Genomic DNA, 6,000 nt, shown 5'->3' with positions numbered 1-6,000 from the left:
TGCTGTTTGCGTATAGTGAGAGCTAATCACTATGTAAGTTAAGATACAAGGAGGATCTTGCCTGCGCAAAGGCATTGAAACTTTTAAAGCAAAATGAGGCAGTGCAAGCATCATCGTTATTGCTGAAATAATTAACGTGACTAAAATCCAGTGCAATCATATTTTATAGGCAATTATTCGTAATACAGACTTTAAAATTTAGTTATAGCATATCCAGATTTAATAGGGTTGGAGTGTAAATAACCTAGAGGGAAAGGAATTAGAAAAAAGCCTGCATATTCCGCAGGCTTTAAAAAGAAAGAATCGCTTAGCGCATGCGTGACAGCCAGTCGCCTAAGCTTTGCACCAATTGCACCAAAATCAGCAGCACAATTACCGTTAAAATCACCACGCTGGTATCAAAACGCTGATAGCCATAAGAAATCGCCAAGTCGCCAATACCGCCTGCGCCAACTGCGCCGGCCATTGCCGTTGCGCCAATCAGGCTGATGGTGGCTGTGGTTAAGTTTAAAATCAGCGAACTGCGCGACTCCGGCAGCACAAACTTGAAAATAATCTGCCACGGCGAAGCGCCCATCGCTTGCGCGGATTCAATAATGCCTTCATTGACTTCCAGCAAAGACGTTTCAATCAGGCGGCCAATATACGGGCCGACATAAATGGTTAAAGGCACAATAGCGGCCCAAGTGCCGATGGATGTGCCAACCAAAACTTTAGTCAGCGGAATCACAGCAATCAGCAGGATAATAAAGGGCAGGGAACGCAGCGCATTAACAATCGGGTTCAGGCCGTGATAAATAATGCGGTTTGGCAAAATGCCCGCAGGGCGGGACGCAAACAGAATAATGGCCTGAATAAAGCCCCAAATGCAGCCGAACAGCATGGCGAAGAACACCATGTGAAAGGTTTCCTGCAGGGCAGTCACGAATTGGTCAATCGACAGCGAGCTTTTCCAGAACGGCGCAGTGACTTCAGTCAGCCACTGGACAATTAAATCTCTCATAGCTGCACTCCTGATTGCTCAACCTGTACGCCGCTTTGCTCCAAAAACTGAACCGCTTGCTGAATGACCGCAGGCTCGCCCAAAAGCTGAATAAACATTTGCCCAATCACCGAGCCGTTAATTTCAGTCATATTGGCAAATAAAATATTCAGGCTGACGTCAAACTGCTTAATGACAGACTGAATGACCGTTTCCTGAGCCGAACTGCCTAAAAACTTCAGGCAATAAATGCTTTTATGATTGGTATTTTCTAAATTATTTAAAATAGTAACCGGAAGCTGCTGCTGCAGCACGGTCTGAATAAAGTTTTTAGTGGTCGGGTGCTGCGGCTGGCTGAAAATGTCCAGCGTAGAACCCAGCTCAATCACTTTGCCCTGTTCCATCACGGCCACATAGTCGCAGACGGTCTCAATTACATCCATTTCATGCGTGACCATGACAATGGTAATGCCTTGTTCCTGGTTGATTTTTTTCAGCAGGGCCAAAACCGACTTGGTGGTCTGCGGGTCAAGTGCAGAAGTCGCTTCATCGCACAGCAGGATTTTAGGATGATTCGCCAGCGCGCGGGCAATGCCGACGCGCTGCTTTTGACCGCCGGACAGTTCATCCGGGAATGCATCTTTTTTATGCTTCAGGTCAATGAATTCCAGCAGTTCATCCAGACGTTTCTGGCGTTCAGCTTTTCCGACACCCAGCAGCGTGAGCGGCATTTCAATATTTTCCGCCACGGTTTTAGTCTGCAGCAGATTGAAGTGCTGGAAAATCATGCCGATATTGGTGCGCTCTTGACGCAGTTCGCGCGCATTCAAAGCCGTAAAGTCTTTATCATTGATAATGATCTGGCCTTGGCTGGGGCGTTCAAGCAGGTTAATCAGGCGGATTAAGGTGCTTTTGCCTGCACCGCTGTAGCCGATAATGCCAAAAATGCAGCCAGCCGGGATCTCCAGATTGATTTGATCCAGCGCTGTAACAGTTTGGCCTTTCAGTTCAAAGTGCTTTGAAATATTTTTAAATTGAATCATATCGTCAAGAGCTAAAGCTAAAGATAAAAGAAAAACAGGCAAAGTGAATTTGCCTGTTTAGATGTGCAAAGTATATTACTATTTTGCTTCTGTAAGATAGCTTACTGGCTTATTCACATCAATTTTTGTGCCGCCGAAGTGTTCCTGCACATACTGCTTCACCGCTGCAGTGTGGTACAGCTCGCCGACTTTTTTCAGCACAGGGTCATTTTGACGGTCAGCCGCCACCGCTAAAACGTTGACATTCATTTTGGTGCTTTGGTCGATTGGCTCATAGTAAACCGCATCTTTCAGCACGTTCAAGCCGCCTTCCATTGCTAAAGTATTGCCTAAAATAATTGCGTCAACTTCGTCTTTCACGCGTACAGCAGTCGCCATCTGAATTGGTTTGATCACAATTTTCTTAGCATTTTCAGCAATATCCGCTGGCGTGCCTTTTACATCGTCAAAACCGGCTTTCAGCTTGATTAAGCCCGCAGACTGAAGCAGCAGTAAAGCGCGTGATTCGTTTGCGCCGTCATTCGGAATGGCAATAGTTGCGCCGGTCTTGAACTCATCCAGCTTTTTCACTTTGCTGGAGTAGATGCCCATCGGCTCTAAATAAGTGGTCGAAAGCGGGGCAATTTTCTGTTCATTGCTGGCGTTGAATGCGACCATATAGGCATAAGACTGGAACGCGTTGACATCAATCTCTTTATTGGCAACCGCAGTGTTCATGGAAACATAATCAGTGAAGTTTTTCACTTCCAGCTTAATGCCGGCCGCTTTGGTTTCCGGCAGCCCGGCAATGTAGCGCCAAATGTCAGCATCTGAACCGGTAGAGGCCATGGTGACGGTTTGAACTGCGGCAGCGTCTTTTTGCTGCGCTGCATCGGCTGCAGGCGCTTCCTGTTTGCTGCAGCCGGCTAAGCCAACTGATAGGCCAAGTACAAGACCGAGGAGCTTTTTCATGTATTCATCCTAAATAATTTAATTATGGCTTTAAATTTGAGAATCTGTGTAGAGAGATTAAATCAAGCTGGAATCAGTCAAAAACTGATTGATGCATAGGACTTTAAAATCTCCAGTCATGGGATGCAATCAGATATCAGTCGCATAGCGGCAAAAATGATAAGCTGGAAACAGCAGGCTAGTATTCTAAGCGGTGTTTATTGTCCAGACTATCTTTTAAGCTGCACAATCATAACAATTTTTTTTTATGCATTATAGTGATTATAAATTGAATGCTTAGCTCATTTTTTGCATAGCAAGAGTGAAGATTCAACTAAATTAATTTTGAAAACAATATATTAAGTTTATTTAAATTATTCAGCCGGATTTTCAGGCCGGTTCGGGCGCTATATAAGATTTTATAACATAGAAAGCTAAAAAATAGATAAAAACGCAAAAGCTGCTGAGTTGCTTGGCTGCAAAAGATGAAGCGATGCAGGAGGGCTGCTGCATAATTCAGGTGAGCGCAGATTAGGAAAAAGCAAAATCAGAACAGCGGGTGCTGGCAGAAATGGTTACGCATTCGGTGATAAATTTCATTGAACACTTTGTTTATCAAGAAAATTTTAATTATTTCCGGCAATCGTTTAAGTTCTTTATCCGACATAGACGCCAGCATATCAAACCGTCCGCTAGGAAAACCTCAAAAGTGAATATTCTAAAAGCGGACATTTTAAATTTGGACTTACATGTTCAGTTCGTATAGTGGCCATCATGTTAAATGGAGATGAATCTTATTTAAAATTTATTTATCTATTTGAGGGCTTTCAGTATACTCCTGCACCTAATGCCCCATAGGTATTAGGTTATCGTGATTCGAAAGAAAGTCATCCATACAGGTTTATTCTTGTCCATGTTTGCATTGCTTATGCAAGCATTGGTCTTTCTTTCGCCGCTTTTACCTCAGCACGTGCAGCTTCAGGATGTCTTTTGTTTAAAGCTGCATGATGTTTCTGTTCATCATGCAGAAAATGATTCTCATGGAGTCCATGCGGAGCCGCATTCAGACAAACATGATCATGCAGAATGCAATCTCTGTGTTTTGCATCATCTAATTGCTGATAGTCAAAAAGAACCGGCATTATATGAAGTTAAATGGGTAATATTGACATTACCTGATTTTTTTCCCAGTTATGACTCAATAAAATTAACACCTATACCTTTTCAATATCCTTATAAGCAAGCCCCGCCTCAATTAATAGCTTAACTCTGCGTATTACTTTAAATGGCATTTGATATGCCATTGGACTAGATTTATCTATTAATTGGAAAAGCGATGAAATTTCAAAAATTACTTCTGACAGCATTAATCTCTTTCAGTTTCACTCAGCAAGTTCTGGCGCATCCGCGTGCAGATGGGCATGCGCCTGCAGGTGTCATGTATGAGCACCTTCATAAAGAAGGTGAATGGATGCTGGGTTATAACGTACAGCGTATAAATCAAGATAGCGGTTATTATCAAGATTCGGATCAAGCCGCGCCTGAATCGCTAGGACGCTACAGCATGCTCACTAAAGAGCATGAAATGTATATGCATATGCTGCATGTGATGTATGCCCCTACAGACAATCTCACGCTGATGTTGATGCCAATGTATATGAGCATGGACATGACAATGGACTCAAACCCAAACCAGACAGGTTCAGGGCACGGAAATCATGGCGGCGGGAATGATCATGGCGCACATTCACATAGTGTTGACGGCTGGGGAGATACGGTCATCAGTGCATCTTATCGAGCATTTGATCATGGTAAACACCAAGTCATCACGACTTTAGGTTTATCTGCGCCAACTGGTGACTATAAAAAATATGGGAATGACGGCAAACCAGTACATTATGGCATGCAGTTAGGCGCTGGCGTCTGGCAGGCAATTCCAAGTGTGACTTATGTCTATACTGAAGATAAAGTGAAAGCCGGGATACAGGCTTCAACTCGCCAGCCTCTATTTGATGATTTAAATGATTTAGGCTATTACGCTGGTGATCAGCGCAGTGCTACAGCTTGGTTAAGCTACCTTTGGCATCCAAATTTCAGTACTTCAGCACGTATCCAGTATAGCAATACCGATAAAATGCAAGGACACTATAAAGTGTCTCACAATCATAGTTCACCAGCGGATATCCAGGGAAATTATGGAGGTGAACAGACTTTTGCTGGAGTCGGTGTGAACTCGATTATTCCTGTTTTAGGCGGTGTTCGTGCGGGTGTCGAGTTTATGACACCAATCAATGAAAATCTGAATGGCGTACAGCAGCGTACAGACAATATTTGGAACGTTTCTATCAGCAAGGCGTTTTAATCGCTAAGTTTGTTTGGGATCTTTAAATATTTATGTTTAAAGATCCCTTTTTGAGCCTTGCGCTGATCTGCAGAAGCTGGAATCAGGGCAGGGCAAAGCTTTGATGTTCTAGTTTGTTGATACTGTGGCCAAGTATCATGGCTGTAAGGCGAAGCATGGCGCTATTGTCAATGCTCTTAGATGAGGGCTTCGCATAAGAGGTTTTATGTTAAATAATTACTAGAAGCCTTAATATGATAGAACCAATTTAAGGGGGAATTACTTGGAAAAAAAATATCTAGAGATTTTTCACCTATCAAATTTTCAGACTAATTTTGAAATTATCAAATATTCTAATAATTTTTATCTCAATGTTTATTTGGAATATGGATTTGAGCAGATTGAAAAAATTATTGAAATTAATAGTGATTTATTTAACTTTATTTTAAATAATAAAAATCAATTTGATATTTATTCAATTAAAACGATTAAAAACACTGCAAAGTTGAAAGTCGAAAATTTTTTTGCATCATCTTCTACAGTGTATTTATTAGATCAATTCTATTTTTTAGAAAAATGGAAGAAGCTAGACGACTCCTTAACCGTACAAACAGTCGCACTGCAAATTGACTCATTGCAATATAGACAGCTTAAAAATTTCGCATAATGGCCATTATGTTAAATAAACTTTAGGAATGAATTAA

6 protein-coding genes are annotated in these 6,000 nt (G+C 42.1%); 3 read left to right on the top strand and 3 right to left on the bottom strand.

All coding sequences use genetic code 11. From position 1 onward, the window contains the following. Positions 1 to 307: 307 nt before the first annotated feature. From RSA72_RS06370 to RSA72_RS06360, 3 genes are all read right to left on the bottom strand, one after another. Entirely contained in the window at positions 308 to 1,003 is a 696-nt protein-coding gene (locus RSA72_RS06370; RefSeq protein WP_332624778.1) for a methionine ABC transporter permease, read from the bottom strand. Beyond that, positions 1,000 to 2,025 (bottom strand): methionine ABC transporter ATP-binding protein, encoded by a 1,026-nt coding sequence (locus tag RSA72_RS06365; RefSeq protein ID WP_332632894.1) that lies wholly within the window; start codon positions 2,023 to 2,025, stop codon positions 1,000 to 1,002. Before RSA72_RS06365 ends, RSA72_RS06370 begins: the two co-directional genes overlap by 4 nt. A gap of 78 nt (positions 2,026 to 2,103) precedes the next feature. Next, positions 2,104 to 2,976, bottom strand: a complete 873-nt coding sequence (locus RSA72_RS06360; protein WP_332623549.1) for a MetQ/NlpA family ABC transporter substrate-binding protein — start codon at positions 2,974 to 2,976, stop codon at positions 2,104 to 2,106. A gap of 892 nt (positions 2,977 to 3,868) precedes the next feature. On the opposite strand from RSA72_RS06360, the gene RSA72_RS06355 reads away from it, so the two are divergent. From RSA72_RS06355 to RSA72_RS06345, 3 genes are all read left to right on the top strand, one after another. Then, complete coding sequence (locus RSA72_RS06355; RefSeq protein ID WP_332623548.1) at positions 3,869 to 4,222, top strand: DUF2946 family protein; 354 nt, start codon at positions 3,869 to 3,871, stop codon at positions 4,220 to 4,222. Between the two features lie 69 nt (positions 4,223 to 4,291). Beyond that, positions 4,292 to 5,317, top strand: coding sequence for a hypothetical protein (locus RSA72_RS06350; protein ID WP_332623547.1), 1,026 nt, complete (start codon positions 4,292 to 4,294; stop codon positions 5,315 to 5,317). 262 nt (positions 5,318 to 5,579) lie between these two features. After that, on the top strand, positions 5,580 to 5,963 hold the full coding sequence (locus RSA72_RS06345; RefSeq protein WP_332623546.1) for a hypothetical protein: 384 nt from the start codon (positions 5,580 to 5,582) through the stop codon (positions 5,961 to 5,963). Positions 5,964 to 6,000: the final 37 nt, after the last annotated feature.

Origin of the sequence: Acinetobacter sp., assembly GCF_036659555.1 — a bacterium.
GTDB lineage: Bacteria > Pseudomonadota > Gammaproteobacteria > Pseudomonadales > Moraxellaceae > Acinetobacter.
The sequence above is the reverse complement of the archived record's forward strand: the minus strand, read 5'-3'. Positions and strand labels throughout refer to the sequence as shown.